The sequence below is a fragment of the Staphylococcus caeli genome (assembly GCF_051413795.1).
GTDB classification, from domain to species: Bacteria; Bacillota; Bacilli; order Staphylococcales; family Staphylococcaceae; genus Staphylococcus; species Staphylococcus caeli_A.
This window is the reverse complement of the sequence record NZ_JBOIRQ010000030.1, coordinates 1-20,069: the sequence shown is the minus strand read 5'-3', so window position 1 is coordinate 20,069 and position 20,069 is coordinate 1. Positions and strand designations below refer to the sequence as shown.

The 20,069-nt window shown below is 35.6% G+C and carries 16 protein-coding genes, 8 tRNA genes and 1 rRNA gene; all 25 read right to left on the bottom strand.

The annotated features are described in order from the left end of the window. Positions 1 to 98: 98 nt before the first annotated feature. The 25 genes from ACSULM_RS11685 to pth all read right to left on the bottom strand — a co-directional run bounded on the left by ACSULM_RS11685 (position 99) and on the right by pth (position 19,630). Positions 99 to 174: transfer RNA gene (locus ACSULM_RS11685), tRNA-Ala, on the bottom strand. A 17-nt stretch (positions 175 to 191) separates the two neighbouring features. Beyond that, positions 192 to 265: transfer RNA gene (locus ACSULM_RS11680), tRNA-Pro, on the bottom strand. Positions 266 to 294: 29 nt separating this feature from the next. After that, positions 295 to 371 (bottom strand) — tRNA-Arg (locus ACSULM_RS11675). Between the two features lie 12 nt (positions 372 to 383). Further along, positions 384 to 472 (bottom strand) — tRNA-Leu (locus tag ACSULM_RS11670). Between the two features lie 8 nt (positions 473 to 480). Continuing rightward, positions 481 to 555 (bottom strand) — tRNA-Gly (locus ACSULM_RS11665). A gap of 14 nt (positions 556 to 569) precedes the next feature. Further along, a tRNA-Lys gene (locus tag ACSULM_RS11660) sits at positions 570 to 642 on the bottom strand. A 6-nt stretch (positions 643 to 648) separates the two neighbouring features. Beyond that, positions 649 to 724 (bottom strand) — tRNA-Thr (locus tag ACSULM_RS11655). A 13-nt stretch (positions 725 to 737) separates the two neighbouring features. Further along, positions 738 to 813: transfer RNA gene (locus tag ACSULM_RS11650), tRNA-Val, on the bottom strand. Positions 814 to 833: 20 nt separating this feature from the next. Beyond that, positions 834 to 948 (bottom strand): 5S ribosomal RNA (rrf, locus tag ACSULM_RS11645). Between the two features lie 487 nt (positions 949 to 1,435). After that, on the bottom strand, positions 1,436 to 2,923 hold the full coding sequence (gene lysS / locus ACSULM_RS11640; RefSeq protein ID WP_436855921.1) for a lysine--tRNA ligase: 1,488 nt from the start codon (positions 2,921 to 2,923) through the stop codon (positions 1,436 to 1,438). 239 nt (positions 2,924 to 3,162) lie between these two features. Then, positions 3,163 to 3,672: a 2-amino-4-hydroxy-6-hydroxymethyldihydropteridine diphosphokinase gene (gene folK / locus ACSULM_RS11635; protein WP_436862929.1), complete on the bottom strand. Its 510-nt coding sequence runs from the start codon at positions 3,670 to 3,672 to the stop codon at positions 3,163 to 3,165. Then, a complete protein-coding gene (folB, locus tag ACSULM_RS11630) occupies positions 3,672 to 4,037 on the bottom strand; it encodes a dihydroneopterin aldolase (protein WP_436855923.1) in 366 nt (121 codons plus the stop codon). Before folB ends, folK begins: the two co-directional genes overlap by 1 nt. Further along, positions 4,015 to 4,818, bottom strand: a complete 804-nt coding sequence (gene folP, locus ACSULM_RS11625; RefSeq protein WP_436862927.1) for a dihydropteroate synthase — start codon at positions 4,816 to 4,818, stop codon at positions 4,015 to 4,017. The genes folB and folP overlap by 23 nt, the downstream gene beginning before the upstream one ends. Positions 4,819 to 5,027: 209 nt before the next feature. Then, entirely contained in the window at positions 5,028 to 5,960 is a 933-nt protein-coding gene (cysK, locus tag ACSULM_RS11620; protein ID WP_069996390.1) for a cysteine synthase A, read from the bottom strand. 147 nt (positions 5,961 to 6,107) lie between these two features. Continuing rightward, positions 6,108 to 6,989 (bottom strand): Hsp33 family molecular chaperone HslO, encoded by an 882-nt coding sequence (hslO, locus tag ACSULM_RS11615; protein ID WP_436862925.1) that lies wholly within the window; start codon positions 6,987 to 6,989, stop codon positions 6,108 to 6,110. A gap of 212 nt (positions 6,990 to 7,201) precedes the next feature. Further along, positions 7,202 to 9,298, bottom strand: a complete 2,097-nt coding sequence (gene ftsH, locus ACSULM_RS11610; RefSeq protein WP_436862923.1) for an ATP-dependent zinc metalloprotease FtsH — start codon at positions 9,296 to 9,298, stop codon at positions 7,202 to 7,204. Between the two features lie 301 nt (positions 9,299 to 9,599). After that, complete coding sequence (hpt, locus tag ACSULM_RS11605; protein ID WP_436862922.1) at positions 9,600 to 10,139, bottom strand: hypoxanthine phosphoribosyltransferase; 540 nt, start codon at positions 10,137 to 10,139, stop codon at positions 9,600 to 9,602. Positions 10,140 to 10,143: 4 nt separating this feature from the next. Continuing rightward, positions 10,144 to 11,433, bottom strand: a complete 1,290-nt coding sequence (gene tilS, locus ACSULM_RS11600; RefSeq protein WP_436862920.1) for a tRNA lysidine(34) synthetase TilS — start codon at positions 11,431 to 11,433, stop codon at positions 10,144 to 10,146. A gap of 197 nt (positions 11,434 to 11,630) precedes the next feature. Beyond that, positions 11,631 to 12,029, bottom strand: a complete 399-nt coding sequence (locus ACSULM_RS11595) for a S1 domain-containing RNA-binding protein (protein ID WP_069996385.1) — start codon at positions 12,027 to 12,029, stop codon at positions 11,631 to 11,633. A gap of 97 nt (positions 12,030 to 12,126) precedes the next feature. After that, complete coding sequence (locus ACSULM_RS11590; RefSeq protein ID WP_436855929.1) at positions 12,127 to 12,528, bottom strand: FtsB family cell division protein; 402 nt, start codon at positions 12,526 to 12,528, stop codon at positions 12,127 to 12,129. A gap of 18 nt (positions 12,529 to 12,546) precedes the next feature. Continuing rightward, a complete protein-coding gene (locus tag ACSULM_RS11585; RefSeq protein WP_069996383.1) occupies positions 12,547 to 12,810 on the bottom strand; it encodes an RNA-binding S4 domain-containing protein in 264 nt (87 codons plus the stop codon). After that, the gene (locus ACSULM_RS11580) at positions 12,807 to 14,003 is read right to left on the bottom strand and encodes a MazG nucleotide pyrophosphohydrolase domain-containing protein (protein WP_436862918.1); all 1,197 of its coding nucleotides are present in this window, start codon (positions 14,001 to 14,003) and stop codon (positions 12,807 to 12,809) included. The genes ACSULM_RS11585 and ACSULM_RS11580 overlap by 4 nt, the downstream gene beginning before the upstream one ends. Then, entirely contained in the window at positions 14,003 to 15,559 is a 1,557-nt protein-coding gene (locus tag ACSULM_RS11575; protein ID WP_436862916.1) for a polysaccharide biosynthesis protein, read from the bottom strand. Before ACSULM_RS11575 ends, ACSULM_RS11580 begins: the two co-directional genes overlap by 1 nt. Next, positions 15,549 to 19,061, bottom strand: a complete 3,513-nt coding sequence (gene mfd, locus ACSULM_RS11570; protein WP_436862914.1) for a transcription-repair coupling factor — start codon at positions 19,059 to 19,061, stop codon at positions 15,549 to 15,551. Before mfd ends, ACSULM_RS11575 begins: the two co-directional genes overlap by 11 nt. Continuing rightward, positions 19,058 to 19,630 (bottom strand): aminoacyl-tRNA hydrolase, encoded by a 573-nt coding sequence (gene pth / locus ACSULM_RS11565; protein WP_436862912.1) that lies wholly within the window; start codon positions 19,628 to 19,630, stop codon positions 19,058 to 19,060. Before pth ends, mfd begins: the two co-directional genes overlap by 4 nt. Positions 19,631 to 20,069: the final 439 nt, after the last annotated feature.

Sequence of the window (20,069 nt, the reverse complement as noted above, 5' to 3'; positions counted from 1 at the left end):
AACACTTGTTTTGAACCAACAATTTAATGTTGCGTTCGGAATTAACGTTGACATATTGCAATTCAGTTTTCAATGTTCATTTCTTCAATCAAATAATATGGTGGAGACTAGCGGGATCGAACCGCTGACCTCCTGCGTGCAAAGCAGGCGCTCTCCCATCTGAGCTAAGCCCCCATGAAAATTTAAAAGAGTCGGGAAGACAGGATTCGAACCTGCGACCCCTTGGTCCCAAACCAAGTGCTCTACCAAGCTGAGCTACTTCCCGTATATAATTATTAAAAGTCATTTTAAAAATGGTGCGCCCGACAGGGGTCGAACCTGTAACCTCTTGATTCGTAGTCAAGTACTCTATCCAGTTGAGCTACGGGCGCTTATTAAAATGATGGTGCCGAGGACCGGAATCGAACCGGTACGATGATCTCTCATCGCAGGATTTTAAGTCCTGTGCGTCTGCCAGTTCCGCCACCCCGGCAAAAATAATGGAGCAGAAGACGGGATTCGAACCCGCGACCCCGACCTTGGCAAGGTCGTATTCTACCGCTGAACTACTTCTGCTAAATGAAACTGTATGAGCCATAGTGGGCTCGAACCACTGACCCTCTGATTAAAAGTCAGATGCTCTACCAACTGAGCTAATGGCTCATGAAATGGTGCCGGCCAGAGGACTTGAACCCCCAACCTACTGATTACAAGTCAGTTGCTCTACCAGTTGAGCTAGGCCGGCTATTCATTTGAAATGGTGGAGAATGACGGGTTCGAACCGCCGACCCTCTGCTTGTAAGGCAGATGCTCTCCCAGCTGAGCTAATTCTCCACATAAATGCAATTTATAAAGCCCGGCAACGTCCTACTCTTGCGGAACGTAAGTCCGACTACCATCGGCGCTAAAGAGCTTAACTTCTGTGTTCGGCATGGGAACAGGTGTGACCTCTTTGCTATTGCCACCAGACAAAATAACTTACTCAATTAATAATACATTGTTTGTTAAACATTTGCAATAGCAAATTTTACACTATCTTTAAGATTTGTTTACAATGTCTTTACTCGAATGTCTGAGCTTCTTTGGAAACTCATTACGTTTTTGACGACTTTTATATATTACTATATCTCTACTTTTAAGTCAATAGATAAAATGTATTCTTCAAAAGAATTTTAGTATCAATGTTGCAAGACGTTTTCTTAACTCGACTTGAACTATCTTACCATAGAGAACGCAAGTTTACCATCCTTTTTTTAGTTTACTTTTATATATTTAAAGAAGAAATATATATAAATGTATCTTATTACTTACAAAATCTTTAACTCTATTTTTATAGTACCTATTTATGTGCGCTCACAAGATGAATAATTGAAATAAAACAAAAAATCAGCGCTATGTTTTGCATACACAAAACATAACACTGATTCAAAATAGGGAAATAAACCCTTTATTCTATTTATTTTTGTCTCATATAAGGGAATAATAATACGTCACGTATCGATGCAGAATCAGTTAATAACATTACTAATCTATCAATACCGATACCTAAACCACCTGTTGGAGGCATACCGTATTCTAACGCTTCGATAAAGTCCTCATCCATTTCATGAGCCTCATCATTACCTTGTTCTTTTTCTACTAACTGCGCTTCAAATCTTTCTCTTTGATCAATCGGATCATTAAGCTCTGTGAATGCATTACCGTGTTCTCTACCAACGATAAATAACTCAAAGCGATCCGTAAATCTTGGATCTTCTGCATTTTTCTTAGCTAATGGAGAAATTTCAATAGGGTGACCATATATAAATGTAGGTTGAATCAATGTTTCTTCTACTTTTTGTTCGAAGAATTCATTAAGAATGTGACCATATTTCATATTATCGCCAATTTCAATGCCGTGTTCTTTTGCTGCCGCTTTTGCTTCTTCATCACTTTGAATACTGAAGAAATCAACACCTGTAGCTTCTTTAACAGCATCTGCCATATGAACACGTTTCCACTTAGATTCTAAATCTATTGTTTCTTCACCATAAGTCACTTTAGCTGTGCCTAATACTTTTTCAGAAATATGTCTAACCATATTTTCAGTAAGATCCATAATGTCATGGTAATCTGCATAAGCTTCATACAATTCTATCATTGTGAATTCTGGATTATGTCTTGTAGAAACACCTTCATTTCTAAACACACGACCAATTTCATATACTTTTTCTAAACCACCAACAATTAGGCGTTTTAAATGTAATTCAATAGCGATTCTCATGTATAGTGTTGCATCTAGCGCATTATGGTGCGTAACAAACGGACGTGCAGCTGCCCCACCAGCAATTTGGTGCATCATTGGCGTTTCCACTTCTAAGAATCCTTGTTCATTTAAATAGCTGCGCATTTCTTGTAAGATTTTACTACGTTTGATAAATGTTTGAGTGCTATCTTGGTTTGTAATCAAATCAAGATAACGTTGACGATAACGTTGCTCGATATCTTGTAAACCATGGAACTTATCTGGTAATGGGCGCAACGATTTTGTTAACAGTGTAAATGATTTAGCTTTAACTGATAATTCCCCTGTATTCGTCTTAAACATTACCCCTTCAACGCCTACGATATCTCCAAGGTCAGCAGAATTCCAAAATTCAAATTGGTCTTCACCAACTTGATCTTTTCTTACGTAAATTTGTATTTGTCCACTCAAATCTTGAACATGTGCAAATCCAGCTTTACCTTTACCGCGTTTAGTCATTAAACGACCTGCAATACTTACATGACTTTCTTCTTCTTTTTCTTGTAACTCTTCTTTTGTAAATTGGTCCCAATCTTCATGTAATGGTTCTGCCATTGATGTACGGTCAAATTTTTGGCCGAAAGGATCAATTCCTAAATCGTATAATTCTTGTAACTTTTGTCGGCGAACCTGCATTTGGTCATTCATTTCTTCTGACATAACTTTCTCTCCTTTATGCTTCTTGTTCTACTTTTTATTTTGTTTTGCTTGGATTTTAACTTGGAATCCTTGAAGAGTATCTATCATTCACCATGTTTTAGATTGATTAATAGCTTCTCTTACTTTATCACTGCCATGTAACACCTTTAAGATACCATAACTCGTGTTTCTGTGTTTCCTTAGTATTAACCTTTTCACTCTTCAATTCTACTAGATGAAACAAATGTAATAAAGTAATTTCAACTTTGATATTTTTTTACTGAATCATCTGTCGTCACTAGTGTACCAACTGAATCATCTGTCGTCACTAGTGTACCAATTGTCTTATTCGAACGCGGTTCAATAGCATCTTTAGCGATATCATTTAAGGGAATCAATACAAAAGCGCGTTCCAACATGCGCGGATGCGGTATTGTTAATTCTGCTTCTTCTAAAATATAATCTCCATAAAGTAAAATATCCACATCTAAAGTTCTAGGGCCCCACCGAACTTCTCTCACTCGATGTAACTGCTGCTCTACATCTAAGCATTCTTTCAACAAATCATGTGGTGCTAAAGACGTTTCAATTTCAATACATTGATTTAAAAATTGTGGTTGATCAACAAAACCGACTGGCTCTGTTTCATAAATAGGTGATGTTTTTGTAACTGTAATTCCATTTTTACTGTTTAAAATGGAAACCGCTTCTTCAAGTTGGTTTTTTCGCTCTCCAACATTGCTACCTAAGCCTAAATACGCATATACCATTAGTGGCTCTCCCTCACTATTTCAACACCTACCCCATCATAATGACCAGGTATAGGGGGATTCTCTTTAGTGATCCTAACTTTCGTTTCCATTACACGATTATAGTGTGAATTTATACGTTTTGCAATACGTTCAGCAAGATGCTCCAATAAATTTACAGCCTTGCCTTCCATAATATCTTTAACTGTTTCAAATACTTCTCCATAATGAACTGTATCTGTAACTTCATCTGTTTTCCCAGCAATACTCAAATCCACTTTCATCGTGACGTCCACAACAAATATTTGCCCAATTTCATTTTCTGCGGATAAAGCACCATGATAACCATAGAATTTCATACCGTTAAGAAATATTGTGTCGTTCATCGCTATTCTCCTTTAAATAATCCATACTCTGACCTAAACGTGCATTTAATACAACATTATGCACTCGTACCGCTTTTACACCTTGCATTATACCATATGCTGTTGTCGCCGCAGTTGCTTCATCTCTTTCAGTTGGTGCAGTATCTCCACCTATCATTTCTTTGATGAATCTTTTTCTACTCGTTGCGAGTAATACAGGATAACCAGTCGCCACAAGTTCATCTATACGTGCCATAACCTCTTTCTCTTCCTCACGTGTTTTGGCAAAGCCAATTCCTGGATCAATCCAAACTTTTTCTTGCGGAATACCTGCCATCTCTGCTTTATTTGCTTGTTTAAGTAAGTAAAGTAACATTTCATCTACTACAGGCTCTGTTCTTTCACCATTACCATTATGCATAAGTACAATTTCACCTTCATACTTCGCTACGATTTCGAAAATACGCGCATCATGTAATCCAGCCCATTGATCATTAATAATGGATACACCTAATTCCATAGCAGCTTCTGCAACTTCACTTCTATATGTATCAACAGAAAGTTGGACATCTAGATGCTTCAAAGCTTTTACAACTGGAACCACACGTTCTAGCTCTTCTTCAACAGTGATTTCTTCATAACCAGGTCTCGTAGATATACCGCCAATATCAATAATATCAACGCCTTCTTCCACCATTTCTTCAGCCCTTCTAACTGCCGCTTCAATCGAGTTGTATTTACCACCATCGGAAAATGAATCCGGAGTAACGTTTAAAATCCCCATAATTTTTGTATGTGCCATAGATATCTTGCTTCCTTTCACTTGAAAAGTAACTACTTTTTTAAAATTCGAGTTACATTTATCATAACGTATTTTCTATTAATTTCGCTATTGAATGCTTTATATACATAACGTTCATATAATATTTGAACAATACCTAAAACTGTATTTTTCGCAAAATAAAAACCGGTACACATCAAAATGTGACCGGCTAATATATCATTTAGTTTTTAGTCATCAAATGAGAATAATGGTGTTGAAAGATAACGTTCCCCATTACTTGGAAGTACTGTAACGACAGTTTTGCCTTTACCTAATTGTTTCGCTTTTTCAATAGCTGCATAAATCGCTGCGCCTGAAGAAATACCACATAAGATACCTTCTTCTTTTGCTACTTTACGTGCCATATCCATAGCTGTTTCATTGCCTACTTGAACAATCTCATCATAAATGTTTTCGTTTAAAGTATCCGGAATAAAACCTGCACCTAGACCTTGTAATTTGTGAGGGCCAGGTTCACCACCACTAAGCACTGGAGAATCTTCAGGTTCAATAGCGACAAGATTAATGTCTGGATATTTCTCTTTCAATACTTTACCAGCACCACTTAACGTACCGCCAGTGCCGACACCTGCTAAGAATGAGTCAATCGTCTTGCCTTCAAATTGTTCAACAAGTTCTGGACCTGTTGTCAACTCATGTACACGAGGGTTGGCAGGATTTTCAAATTGTTGTGGTTCATAATAACCAAACTCTTCTTTTAATTCTTTAGCTTTCTTGATTGCACCTTTCATCGCTTCTGAACCAGGTGTTAATACAAGCTCAGCACCATACGCTTTTAATAAATTGCGACGCTCTTGACTCATTGTTTCAGGCATTGTAAATACTGCTTTATAACCTTTGGCAGCACAAACAAATGCTAACCCAATACCTGTGTTCCCACTTGTAGGTTCAACGATTGTATCACCCGGTTTGATTTTACCTTCTTTTTCAGCGGCTTCAATCATCGCTAATGCAATACGATCCTTCACTGAACCACCTGGGTTTTGATATTCTAATTTAACGTATACATCCGCTGCATCTTCGCCAACGACATTATTTAATTTTACTACAGGCGTATTACCAATCACTTGTACGATATTATTTACTGGTTTATTTGACATAAGTATTGCTCCTTTTCATTAAAAGTTTAAAACATACTTTTTCTCTCGGATATAATTCTATTTTATCAGTTTTTTCTGCAAATACAACTACAAGCCCTTACAATTTTAAACCTAATATCATGTGCTTCATCATTTATTTTAACTGTTTTACTCACTTTTTCCTAACAATGTCTGTAATTCTTCTTCAGAAAACGTATATTTACTTCTACAGAAATGACATTCTGCTTCAGCTCCGTGGTCTACATCTATCATATTTTGAATTTCTGCTTCACCTAAGCCTTTAATTGCATTTAAAAACTTATCGTGACCACAGTGGCATTCAAATTGTGCTGGAAGACTTTCTAATATTTGTACATTTTCTTCACCTAAAATTTCGAAAAGCAGTTCTTCTGGTGTCAATCCTTGATCAATTAATTTAGATACTGGTGTCATCTCATTAATTGCATTTTCTAATTTAGTGATGGTTTCATCTTCTGCACCCGGCATTACTTGAATGATAAATCCACCTGCCGCTTTAATTGAATTATCAGGATTTACAAGTACACCCAATCCAACTGAAGAAGGTTCTTGTTCACTCTTCGCAAAGTAATACGTAAAATCATCGCCTAGCTCACCTGAAACTAACGGACTAGATCCAGAAAAATAATCTTTCAACCCAATATCCTTAACAACTGTGATTGCTCCATCTGTACCAACCGCTCGGCTTACATCTAATTTCCCAATATTATTCAAAGGGAAATGCGTTTGAGGGTTTGTAACATATCCACGTACATTTCCTTTAGCATCCGCATCAGCAATAATTTTACCTATTGGTCCATTACCATCAACAGTTACAGTTAATTTTTGTTCACCTTTTAACATTGCACCCATCATTAACGTCGCAGTCATTGTACGCCCTAATGCTGCTGATGCAGTTGGCCAAGTATAGTGACTAGTTTGTGCTTCTTGTACACTTTCTGTTGTCAAAGCACTATATGCACGAATTTGACCTCCATAAGCTAACGCTTTAACTATATAATCCTTCGTCATTTTTAACTTCTCCTTTTATATTTACTCATAAGTTCTTCTTTATTGTAACGTAACCTTTTTAGTAGATAGATAACGTTTAATGAATGCATTTTATTTTAAGCTTTCAACTTCAAAAAAGCGAAAGATATGTTTACAACTTGGTATTCACCATAAAAAAACTTCTTCCTACTATCCATATGATAGCAGAAAGAAGTTCTTATTTCAGTCATCGATTAACCACGGTGTGGACCATTAAAATCGTCGGAATCTTTTGATTCTCCAGGCTTATCGATATCTGGTGCTTGTTCATGCCCAGTTTCTTCTGAGTCATTATCTTCGTCTGACTCTTTAGAGTCTTTAGACGTGTTATCACTTTGTTCATTATCATTATCTAATTGCTCTTTACGTACATCTTCATATGATTTTCCGTATTTACCATCTTCGAAGTCAGTGTTTTCTTCTTCAACGACTTGAGCACTATCGTAATCAACTTCTGGTAATACGCCATCATGGAATAATGATTGTATTTGTTCAGCAACTAGCGTTTCTTCTATTAATAGCGATTCAGCAATTAAATTTAATTGTGATTTATGCTCTAACAGAATTTCTTTACAACGTTCGTATTGTTCTTTAATAATACGTTGTACTTCTTTATCTATTTCGTAAGCAATTTGTCCAGAATATTCTGGCTCACCTTGCATATCTTTACCTAAGAATACTTGACCATTACCGCTACTTGAGAATTGAATTGGTCCTAATTTCTTACTCATACCATATTCAGTAACCATTTGACGTGCAATTTGTGTAGCACGTTCAAAGTCATTAGATGCACCTGTAGACACTTCGTTAAAGTTAATATCTTCCGATACACGTCCACCAAGCAATCCACAAATCTTATCTAATAATTCTGGTTCAGTCATTAAGAAACGATCTTGTTTAGGTAGCATCATCGCGTAACCACCAGCTTGACCACGTGGCACAATTGTTACTTTATGCACAACTTCAGCTTCATCAAGCACCATACCAATAATTGTATGTCCTGCTTCATGGTAGGCAACGATATTTCTCTCTTTCTTAGAAATAACACGAGATTTTTTAGCTGGACCTGCAATTACACGGTCAGTCGCTTCTTCAATATCACGCATATCGATTTTTTTCTTACCTTCACGAACTGCAACTAATGATGCTTCGTTTAATAAGTTTTCTAAATCGGCACCTGAAAATCCTGGTGTTCTTTGAGAAATTGCTTTTAAATCAACTGTTTCATCAAGCGGTTTATTCTTAGCATGAACGTGAAGAATCGCTTCACGTCCTTTAACATCTGGACGACCTACTTGAATTTGTCTATCGAAACGACCTGGACGTAATAATGCTGGGTCTAAAATGTCTGGGCGGTTTGTTGCAGCTATCATAATGATACCTTCATTTTCACCAAAACCATCCATTTCAACTAATAATTGGTTAAGTGTTTGCTCACGTTCATCGTGTCCACCACCGACACCAGCACCACGTTGACGTCCTACTGCGTCGATTTCATCGATAAAGATAATACATGGCGCATTTTTCTTAGCATTTTCAAATAAATCACGTACACGGCTCGCACCAACACCGACAAACATCTCAACGAAATCTGAACCACTTATTGAGAAGAACGGGGTGCCTGCTTCACCAGCAACTGCTCGTGCAAGTAATGTCTTACCAGTACCTGGAGGACCTACTAATAGTACACCTTTAGGTATTCTAGATCCCATTTGTTTAAATTGCTTATTATCTTTTAAGAAATCAACAATTTCAATCAATTCTTGTTTTTCTTCGTCTGCGCCTGCTACATCTGAGAAGCGTACGCGTTTTTTCTGACTGTCGTACATTTTAGCTTTGGATTTACCAAAGTTCATCATACGACCGCCACCGCCGCCGCCACCTTGAGCTTGGCTAAGGAAGAAAATAAATAATAACGCAATAACTAATACAGGAATTAATGTTGATAGTATGCTTACAAACACACTTTGTTTTTCTTCTTCTTTAACTGTAAACTTCAATCCATCTTGTTTTTGTGCTTTATCTGTTATGTTTTGTAATTCTTTTTCATTATTATATAAAATCGTTGAAGAATAATCTTCGTCATTTTTTGTTTTACCACTTACCATATATACATTTTGTTCAGGTTGTATCTCAAGTGATTTTAAATCACCTTTATCTAGTTGTTTCACAAATTGGTTATATGTAAGTTGTTTAGGCATATTTCCATTTCCATTCAACCATGAAAACAAACCAAATATAACAACGCCAATAATTGCGATAACAAGCACATTACGAAAGGCTTTCTGCATGCGTCATTTCCTCCTACTTCAATAATAAAACTAACAAAGATTGTAACACAATACACTCATTTTCGGCTAGTATTTCCACTTTAGTATCATGTTTCCAATTTAAACGCTTTATTTTAAATTTTGATATTCTATTGTGCTATTCAGTTACATATACATGGCTCAAAATATAATAATAGTCCTACTAAATTTATGTATACACAAATTAAATATTGATTTTCATACATGAACTTATACAACCACTTACAATTTGAACTTAGACTTATATTATATAATATCTTACCATTCGATTAAATTGTATTGCTTACTTTGTATAAATTTCTGGTTTAAGTGTACCAATATAAGGTAAGTTACGATAATGTTCTGCATAATCTAATCCATAACCCACTACAAATTCATCCGGAATTTTTTTACCAACATATTTGGCTTCAATATCTGCTTTACGACGATTTGGTTTATCAAGTAACGTTACAATTTCTAAAGTATTTACACGACGTGATTCTAATAATTCAGTAATTGATTTTAATGTTGTACCTGTTTCCAAAATATCTTCAATAATAAGTACATCTTTATTTTCAATTGATGAACTCAAATCTTTCAATATTTGAACTTCTCCAGTAGATTCTGTTCCACCGTGATAACTAGAAACATCCATAAAATCAATTGCCAAATGTGTATCAATATGTTTAATTAAATCTGCCATAAACATAACTGATCCTTTCAATATACCAATACAAACAAGTGGTTTTCCTTGATAAGCTTTTGTGATTTCTTCACCTAAATCTTTACAAATATGATGAATATCTTCCTCTGATAATAGTATTTCCTTTAAATCGTCTCGCATTTTTTCATTCCTCTCCCAAATCTTTTATAAAAATTGATTGACTGTATTTATTTTGTAAATATAATGTTCCGACAGCGATAACCTCATCATTGGCATTAATGATGATTGGCAATTGATCACGTTCGTGTTGTTCAATTTTATGATCAATTAACAATCTACTAACTTTCTTATGTCCATCCAGACCATTTAACACAAATTTGTCACCGTCTTTGCGCGTACGAATGATTAATGGATATTCAATTGTTGAAATAGTTTCTTTAATGTCAATATGATAATGACCATAGTTGTATGTCCCTGGTTGTACAATCTTAGTCGGAGAAAGACTCACATCATAATTTGCCATTATTATAAATTTATCATAAGCGATATGAATTATCCATTTATCTGTTGTATATACACGACTTTGTGACAAATTACTATTTAGCTGCTGGAACCATTCATTATATGTTTTTTCCGTAAATGATGGTTGCACGTGTAACTGATCGAATACTTTATCCAACACAGTAATTCTAACGCTATGCCGTAATGCTAAAAATTGCTCTCTCGGCACACTGTATTTTTGTAAATCAGTATTTTTTTGTAGAAAATGACTGATAAAATACTCCGCTTCTCTATCTATTTCTTTTCGTTGCTCATCATGCCACTCTTTTAATTTAATTAACTGAGCTACATCTAAATGTTCATTGCTATTTATGTCTGGCAAGATACGATTACGAATATCATTTCTCACATATTGATTTTGTGCATTGGTCTCATCTTCATAAAATTGAACATTATATCGCGCTTGGTAATCTCGAATTTCTTCTTTTTCAATCGTTAATAGCGGTCTGCATATTTTATAGCCATGTCGCATTGTCACATATGCCATGCCTAAACTACTTCTTGTCGAACGACCAGTCATCAATCTGTAGAAAATTGTTTCTATTTGATCATCTTGATGGTGCGCAGTTAGCAATACGTCTGCATTTAATGATTCCATCATGCTATCAAACCATGCATAACGTGCAATTCTCGCTTCGTTCTCGATGCTGTTGCCTTTGTCGCTAACAGGAGATAAGTCTAGTTGTTTTACATGTAAAGAAATCTTGTTTTCATCGCAATATTGTTCGAGAAATTGTTCCTCCTCTTGTGCCATTTCACGGACGTTATGATTAACATGTAAACAAGTTAATTGTGCATAGGAATCCTTCAGTTGTGTAATTAATTGATGTAACAATACCATGCTATCTACGCCTGTAGAAACTGCTAAGACTATATGGTTATCTTGTGACCAGCCTTGGGTATTAACCTCCAACGTACCTACCTCCTGTCTACTATGAATATATGACAAAACTTCAGTCGTAATCGCTCTCATTGACAACAAAAAAGAGACTGTTTCCTCATTAAGAAAACAGTCTTAGATTGTTACGAACAAACTTAATATTGTCATCGTTGCATTGCACTGTTCTCAACGAAACGCGTAAGCTTCCTTGTGAACAAACTTTTATTCTATTAACGTCTCGCGCCTTTACCGCCACGTCTTGATTCAGTTTGACGTTTGATTGAAGTTAATTTATCTTCACTATCCTTTAAGAAATTTGTTAATTTCTTCTCAAAGTCTTCACCTTTAGGTTGCGCCTGTTTGTGGCTTGGTTTACTTTGAGGTCTACGTGGACGATCTTTCGCTTTTTTGATAGATAGGCTAATCTTACCATCATCTGCGATTGTAAGTACTTTAACTTCAACTTCATCACCCACAGATAAATGATCTTCTACATTTTCCACGTAGTTATCTGCAACTTCACTTATGTGAACTAAGCCACTCTTGCCTTCCGGAAGCTCGACAAATGCGCCAAACTTTTTAATCCCAGTGACTTTACCTTTAAGCTTGTTTCCTACTTCGATTGACATATTGTAAATAAATCCTCCCGATTTGTTTCGATTTTAACCTTATTATATGCCTGTTTGCATAAATTAACAATGGTATTATGATGCAAAAAAATATTTTTCACTGTTTATCGTCTTTAGAAGATTTGGATTCCGCTTTAGACTTATCACCAGGCAACTTGAAAATGACTTCGCCATCATTACTCAAATAATAATCATCTCTTGCTACTTTCTCTATATAACTCTTATCATTCAGATTATTAAGTTGTTCTTTTAACGCTAATTCTTCATCTTGTTGCTTCTGATATTTTTGTTCTTTTTGCTGACGCTCAGCGGCATCCTCGTTATTACTTTGTTTTTGAGTGACAAGCATGATACATAAAACAATAATAATAGCGATTAAAATACCTGCGAATAAACTGATTCTTCTTCGTATAACACGTCGTCTCATCTTTTGTTGCTGTTTCTTTTTATTCTCAGAAGACGTAAACGTATTTCCAATGCCTTCAACTTTTTTACTCATTACTTGTCACCTCCTTCATTAGGCTTCGCCAACTTTTTCTTCTTTAACGATTTCATACATACCTTTTGCATTTTCTTTAGTCGCATGTTCACTTAAACCAGTAACATTAATTGTTATAATTTTTTGTCCAAAACGAATGACAAGTTGATCTGTCACTTTAACATCCGTACCTGCTTTCGCAACCGAACCATTGACTGTAATACGTCCTTGGTCACTTATTTCTTTTGCGAGTGTACGACGTTTTACCAATCTTGATACTTTAAGATATTTATCTAGTCTCATGAATTGTTTCCTCCTTGCTCTAAATATTGTTTTAAAGCAGCCTCATCTAACGACATATTTTTTGTTTTATCATACAACTTCATAAAATGCTCTGCAAATACTTTTTCGAATTTCACACGTTGTACTTTACCTTCTTCTGCCTTGGCTTTTGCCCAAATATGTTTTAAGTCTTCCTCAGTTTCTGCCTGTGCCTCTCCAAAAATATGGGGATGTCTGTGAATCATTTTTTCTGATAAGTTTCGCACTACTTCATTTATATCAAAGTAGCCTTCCTTCTTACCAATACTTGTATGCAGCAGAACTTGAAGCAAGATATCTCCTAGTTCTTCAATGATGTGCCAATCATCTTCGTTATCTATTGCCTCGAAAAGCTCAAACGTCTCTTCTAACAAGTAACGTTTTAACGTTTGATGTGTTTGCACTTTATCCCAAGGGCAACCTACTTCATCATCGACTAAACGATCTATAATACTGGCCGCATAATAAAAATCACTCATGTATGCTTCATCTGCTTCTACTTTTCTAATAAATACACTCGTTAGATTACTAAAAGCGTCAGTATGATGATCTAATTCAAATAATGGCGTTTCAATCACTTTTGCCTCACTACTATGTGCACCATCAACAATATACACTCGTTGTGCATCATCATAACGCTCCATCAATGTCACTTTTAAATCTCCAGCAGTCATTGAGCTATATACTTGTGTAATAAGCGTGTGCGTACGAATATTTAATTGGTTAACATCAAGTGATGTAGCATCTAATAATGTAAAGCCGTCATTAGGATCAACCTTCACAGCTTCAAAAATATCATCGATAAAACTTTTTCCGCCTAAAATTTCTACTTCTATTTCTTTATGTTTATGTGCATATGCTTCCAACTTTGCAGTTGTCGTTTCTGCAACACGAGGGTGACCAGGCACAGTATATACAATGTCCGATACTTGAGTTGCTTCAATAAGCTCGGTCACGATTGATTCATACACATCTTCGAAGGCTTTATTAGACTCATAAATATGATCAAAACTTTGAAATTCTATTTCCTCATCCTCAATTAATGTTTTAATAATCGGATGATCTAACGTACGCGTGTAGACGTGCGCTTGTTTTTTCAAAAATTTATATATTCCTAGTGGTAATTCTTCAATACCATAATTACCTAATCCAACGATTGTAATTTTACCTGTCATTACAGTTTCCCTCTTTTCATATGAATGAGTTTATCTCCAAATGGTAGGTGCTTTAACTCTTTATAACCTAATAACTGTGTACGCACTATTGCTACAACAACTACCGCAATACCAACAGCAGCAGCAATAATGAGTTCAATCAATCCTGCTATACGTCCTTGCGTCGGTATTAGCCACATCAATGACTGTACCGCAATTGTAAGTATAGCCATGGTAGCCATAAGTTTAACTATAAACCTCGGCATATTTCTGAATTGATAGTGTTTTAACACTTGAAAATGCAATAATGCAGTAAATATCATAAGTGAGACTACAGTACTTATACTGCCACCCAACATTAACCAATATGGTATCAACAATATATTTAATAGCGCTTTACTTATCACACCGATGAGAAAAGCAACCATGATTGCTCGTACCTTATGCTTCACTTGCAATAATGCAATATCCATCATAATCAACGAAACAAAGATAACCGTCAACATATATACTGCTAGCGTTCCCGTCTGACTATCATATTTAAAAAATACGCCATTCATAACTGGCAATAAATTAATTAATCCAATACCAGCCGCAACGCTAAATAGCATTGTGATTTTGATGGATGCATTCGCATATCTATTCACTTGCACTTGATTGCGATTTCTTAAAGCCTCAGTTAATAAAGGAATGAGGACAAAACAAAATGTAGTTGTAATGATGAGTCCCATTTGTATAAATGAAGCGCCACGGTCATAAACCCCTTTTTGTGTTGCAGAGGCTTGAAGGCTCATGCCTGTATCTCGCAATGCATGTATCACGGTAAAGCTATCGACCACTTGCCAGACAATAACAATAAGTTGACTGACCGCAAATACAATGATAGCTAATGCTAACTTTCGCCATGCAACCGTCGACGCGACAGAGCCTTTATTTTGTCCCCTTCCAATATCAAGCCTAAATGGTTTGTTTACAATCAAATATATACTTGAAGCTAAAAAACCAATTGCTGACCCTAAAATAGCCAATGTACCTGCTTCATAGAGCGACCAATCTTGTGTCACAAATAATACAATCGCGCTTAAAATTAGACCCACACGTACAATTTGCTCAATTACCTGGGAAATAGCTGGTATACTCATACTTTGTTGCGCTTGGTAGTATCCTCGATAAACGCCTAATATACCGATAAATAAGAAACTAAAGCTTGCCGCACGCAGCATAGGCGCTAGTTCTACATCACCCATGAGCCATGCAACCCATTTTGCACAAAGTAATAATATAAAGAACAACATTATACCTAACACCTGCACGCGTAACAGCACACGTGTATACTGTTGTGATTTTCCATCTGAACCAAATAATTGAGTAACAGCGCTCGGTATTGCATTCATCGTCAAAATAACACCTAAAGCAACAATTGGATAAATTTGTTGATATGCATATAACCCTTCATCACCTAAGACATTTTGGTAAGGTACTCGATAGATTGCGCTTAATATCTTAACAACGATTAACGCTAACGTCAGTACAACGACACCATTAAAGGCGGAGGATGTTGCTTCCCTAGATTTCATCAGGTATAACCATACTTTCTTCTAAACATTTCGCTAAGAATTTCAAATTATCTAACCATGTATTTGTTTTCTTTAACGTCACTTTCATTTTACCATCTTGAACGCCAACTTTCATTGTGCGCCCTAAAGGCTGAGTCTGTTTAAAGAGTGATTCACCATTGATATCAGTAGTTCCTTTTTCAGATAAATAAACTTCTACTTCCTTACCAACATCTTTGATTAATGTCACACCCGCATGTAATGCGTGTACTTTAATTTCCATCATTTCTAGCAATCGTTCGACTTCAACTGGATAATCATTAAATCGGTCAATTAACTCGTCTTTCACATCCATGAGTTGTGCATGTGTTTCAATCTTACGTAGTTTTTTATAAATCTCGATTTTAGCTTGCTCATTTTGTATATATTCAGCCGGTAGATATGCATCTAAGTTTAATTCTATTTCAATTTCTGGCGCATCTTGCTGTTCTGGTTTAATACCACGTTTTTCATTAACCGCTTCTTCTAGCATTTGTGAATACAAATCAAAACCAACTGAATCGATGAAGCCATGTTGTTGTTTGCCTAATAAATTACCAGCACCACGAATATTCAAATCACGCATTGCGATTTTAAATCCTGAACCTAACTCGGTAAACTCTTTAATTGCCTGCAGTCGATCTTCTGCTGTTTCTGAAAGTACTTTGTTTGCCGGATGTAAAAAGTATGCATAGCCGATACGACTTGAACGTCCAACACGTCCTCTCAATTGATACAACTGACTCAATCCAAATCGATCTGCATCTTCAATGATGAGGGTATTCGCATTGGGTACGTCTACACCTGTTTCGATAATCGTAGTTGTAACTATGATGTCGTACTCATGATTAATAAAGCTAAGCATCGTTTCCTCTAGGTCTCTTTCGTTCATTTGACCATGTGCAACACCGATATTTGCATCTGGCATGAGCATTTGAAGTTGCTCTCTTTTTTCATAAATAGACTGTACTTTGTTATATAAATAAAAGACTTGTCCATCTCTCGATAATTCTCGTTCAAGCGCTTCTTTGATAAAATTCGTATTCTGCTCTAACACATAGGTTTGCACAGGGAAACGATTCTCTGGCGGCGTTTCTATTACTGACAAATCACGCACACCTAGCATACTCATATGCAAAGTACGTGGTATCGGTGTAGCTGTTAGCGTTAATACGTCCACATTATTTTTTAATGACTTAATTCGTTCTTTGTGTCGCACACCAAATCGTTGCTCTTCGTCAACGATGAGTAGTCCTAAATCTTTATAGTGGATATCTTTACCTAACAATTTATGTGTACCTACAACGATGTCTACAAAGCCAGATTTCAAGCCTTCTTTCGTTTCTTTAACTTCTTTAGTTGTTCTAAATCGACTAATTAATTGCACTTCGATAGGAAAATCTTGCATACGTTCAATCAATGTTTCGTAATGTTGCTGTGCCAATATCGTTGTTGGCACTAAAAATGCTACCTGCTTACCTTCCATAACTGCTTTAAATGCTGCGCGTACTGCAACTTCAGTCTTACCATAACCAACGTCACCACATAACAATCTATCCATTGGACGTTCAATTTCCATATCCTGCTTAATTTCATCAATAGATTTACTTTGGTCTGGTGTAAGCTCATATGGAAAGTCAATCTCAAACTCATTTTGTTCAGCAGTATCTGGTCCATACTGATAACCGACAGACATTTCACGTGCTTTATATAGCTCCATTAATTCATCAGCCATATCTTCAACACTTTGTTGTACCTTAGCCTTAGTTTTTTTCCATTCTGTACCACCTAATTTATTTAATTTAGGGGATTTATCTTCGGAGGCAACATATTTTTGTACTTGGTCCATTTGATCAACTGGTACAAACAATTGATCAGTACCTTTGTACTGTAATTTAATATAATCTTTGTGCACACCACTGACTTCAAGTGTTTCAACACCTAAGTATCTCCCAACACCATGATGTACATGTACAATATAATCGCCTGTTTTTAAATCTTGGTAAGATTTTATTTTTTCAGCATTCGTTAATGTTTTTTGCTGTTTTGGCTTTTTCTTTTGTTTAGATTTAAACAATTCTCTTTCCGTGACCACCACGAGTTGCATGTATGGCAGTTCAAAACCTTCAGACAAACTTCCCTCAGTAATAATAGCGCTACCGCCGTTATTGCGCTGCATAGGCGTATCTATAAAGGTTGGGATATGCATTTCATTCAACATCGATTGTATGCGTTCTTTTTTGACTTCTGTTTCAGCAAGCACTACAACCGTATAATCATTTTGAATAAATCGTTGGAATTCTGAACGCATAATATCATATTGACCATAAAATTGTTGTACAGGCTTACATGAAAACTTAATAATTTCACTTAATTGCACAGGCATCGTAGCTGTAAATAACGTAAAATACGCTACTGGATAGGGTTTGATTAGATTCTCAAAACCATCATATTGTAAAAAGCTTTGATCAATAAATCCTTTACCACTTTCAATTAAATTCTGCATGAATTCATCTGTTTCTGTGATAAGCGATGTTTCTGTTTCTTTTATTCTGTTATATTCATCTACTGCTATGATTACATCGTCTTTGAAATAATCCATAATTGTTGCTGGTTGTTCATACATAAATGAGACAAGACGTCGAAGTACTTGATGATCAAACATGTCTGATTCAAACAATTGGAAACTTTCGTAAGTTTCTTTTAAATCATTACGTACTGATTTTTCAATTTTTGGACGAGTATATTCATAAGCTTCTTTCAGTTTTTGTTTTGTATGCTTCAATACGTCATCGGTAATAATATAATCACTAGCAGTTGTCACATTCACCTGTTCTACATTGCCTTCTGAACGTTGTGATTCTACATCAAAATCACGTATAGAATCGATTTCTGTATCAAACAGTTCTATTCTGACAGGATTGCCAATTAGTGGGTAAATGTCCACTATCCCTCCACGTAATGAAAATTCACCAATATGTGAGACGACACTTTCTCTGCGATAGCCCATATTTATAAGTTTATTTAAGAACTCATCAATATCAATGTCATCGCCTACTGATAATGTAAGTTGATGTGATTGCCATATTTCAACAGGCGTTAGCCATTTTTTTAAACCGTTCAACGGAACGATAAATAACCCTCTCTCTTCTTGAGCAAGTGCCGTTAACGTACGCACACGTTCACTCATAAATTGAGGGCTTTGAGTTGAAAATTCTTCTGTCATGATGTCTTGCATTGGATATTTATAGATGTCTTGTTCATCTATAAATTGCAATAAATCACTTTCTAGTTTTTCTGCTTGGTAAAGATTGTTCGTCACGACAAGTAATTGTTGTGTACTGTTCAGATATTTTTCAGCAATAATTGTGGCTTTAGCCGCACCTGACAACCCTGTCACTAATACATTATCTTTGCCAAACACTTCATTTAATTCTTGGTATCGTTTATCTTCTTTGATATATTCTGTAATTATTGATTTCACTTAATCTCACCATTATATTCATTCATCACACGATCAAATCTATCACTTTCTATGTAAGCCTCTACTGCTCGTGCAGAATGTTCTATTACTTTATTCATTGTTTGCATCTCTTGTTTCGAAAATTTCTGTAAAACATAGTCTACAATCGCCATCCCATTTGATGGGCGATCCACCCCTATTCTAATTCTTTTGAATTGGTCCGTGCCTAGAGCTTGAATAATCGATTTCATACCATTATGACCACCGGCACTACCTTTTTGTCTCAATCGAATCTCTCCTTGAGGTAAATCAAGGTCATCATACAACACAACCAAATCTTCAATATCAATATCATAATAATTCATTAAAGGTCCTACTGCATTACCAGACAAATTCATCATTGTCATTGGTTCGATAAACATTACTTTTTCTCCAGCAAACCGTTCGATTGTATATGCGCCTTTAAATTTTTGTTTATTTAAAGAAAATTGATTCTGCTCCAACATATAGTCAATAACTTCGAAACCAATATTATGCTTAGTTTGTTCAAAGCGTTTGCCAATGTTGCCTAAACCTACAATACATTTCATTTTGCTACCTCCATATATATTCACTCATAATCTTTCATGTATAACAATTTCTGATGCCAATTATTTGCATAGAAATTTTATTTTTCATATTTATTTTTCGGTGCATTCACATATTAAAAATGCTTATTGCTTATATTCAAAAATTATTCATTCCATCGTACTAAAGAAATAAAACTTTTGAAATGTCATACTTTCACATTTTAATACGAAGTCTAGTCATTTGAACTTATCATTCAACAATTAAGTGCACACTTTGATTAGAATTCTATTTATAATTCAACGAAAATCAGACAACTAACCCACGAATCGCTAGTCATACACTTTTTGTATCATTCATTATAATAACATAAAAAACAGGCTGGGACATAAATGTCTCTGACTAAACAGAAAACGATAATTTCTATTGAAATAATGTAGAAATTATCGTTTTCTTTATTTT